This window comes from Corynebacterium sp. HMSC058E07 (genome assembly GCF_001809885.1).
Classification (GTDB): domain Bacteria; phylum Actinomycetota; class Actinomycetes; order Mycobacteriales; family Mycobacteriaceae; genus Corynebacterium; species Corynebacterium macclintockiae.
This window is the reverse complement of the sequence record NZ_KV799253.1, coordinates 1-767: the sequence shown is the minus strand read 5'-3', so window position 1 is coordinate 767 and position 767 is coordinate 1. Positions and strand designations below refer to the sequence as shown.

Genomic DNA, 767 nt, shown 5'->3' with positions numbered 1-767 from the left:
TGAACTAGCCCCCGAAAGTTGGACTGGTTTAATTCTAGGCGGTGAGGGGTTCAAGGGTCTGATTCCGATATTGCATCGGGGTCAGGCCCTTTAGTCGTTGTTGGATGCGTTCGGTGTTGTACCACCTGATGTACTCGTCGATCGCTTGATTGAACTCTGCGACCGTGTCGAAGACTTCACCGTGGTACATCTCTGTCTTCAAGTGTCCAAAGAAGTTCTCCATGACCGCGTTGTCGTAGCAGTTGGCTTTACGCGACATCGACTGCACACCACCGTTGTCGCCGATCAGGTCACGCCAGGAGGCATGCTGGTACTGGAAACCTTGATCTGTGTGCATCATCCACCCGGGTTCAGGCGCACACGCCGCGATCGCCTTGGACAAAGAATCGGCGGTAAACGCTGTCGACGGCGATGTAGCCACGCTGTGAGCGACGATGGAGCGGTCGAACAAGTCCATCACTGGTGACAAATACACCTTGCGGCCTGCAACCCTGAACTCGGTGACGTCGCTGACAAAGACGGTGTTTGGCTGATCCGGGGTGAACTTGCGGTCGAGTGTGTTGTCAGCGATGTGGCTGATCGCCCCGCTGTAGGAAACATAGGGCCTGCGTTGGCGGATCTTGGCTCGAAGCCCCATCTCGCACATGAGTTTGTACACGAGTTTGTGGTTGACCACCCAGCCCTGGTTACGCAGGTCCAGCAGCCCCCGCCGGTAGCCATAGCGATGCTTGTTACGTTCAAAACTTGCCCGGATCGCGTCTTTGAGC

1 protein-coding gene is annotated in these 767 nt (G+C 56.1%); it reads right to left on the bottom strand.

The features are described from left to right. Nucleotides 1–34: 34 nt before the first annotated feature. On the bottom strand, nt 35–767 hold a 733-nt coding region (locus HMPREF2678_RS01840), incomplete at its 5' end, for an IS3 family transposase (protein WP_070550624.1).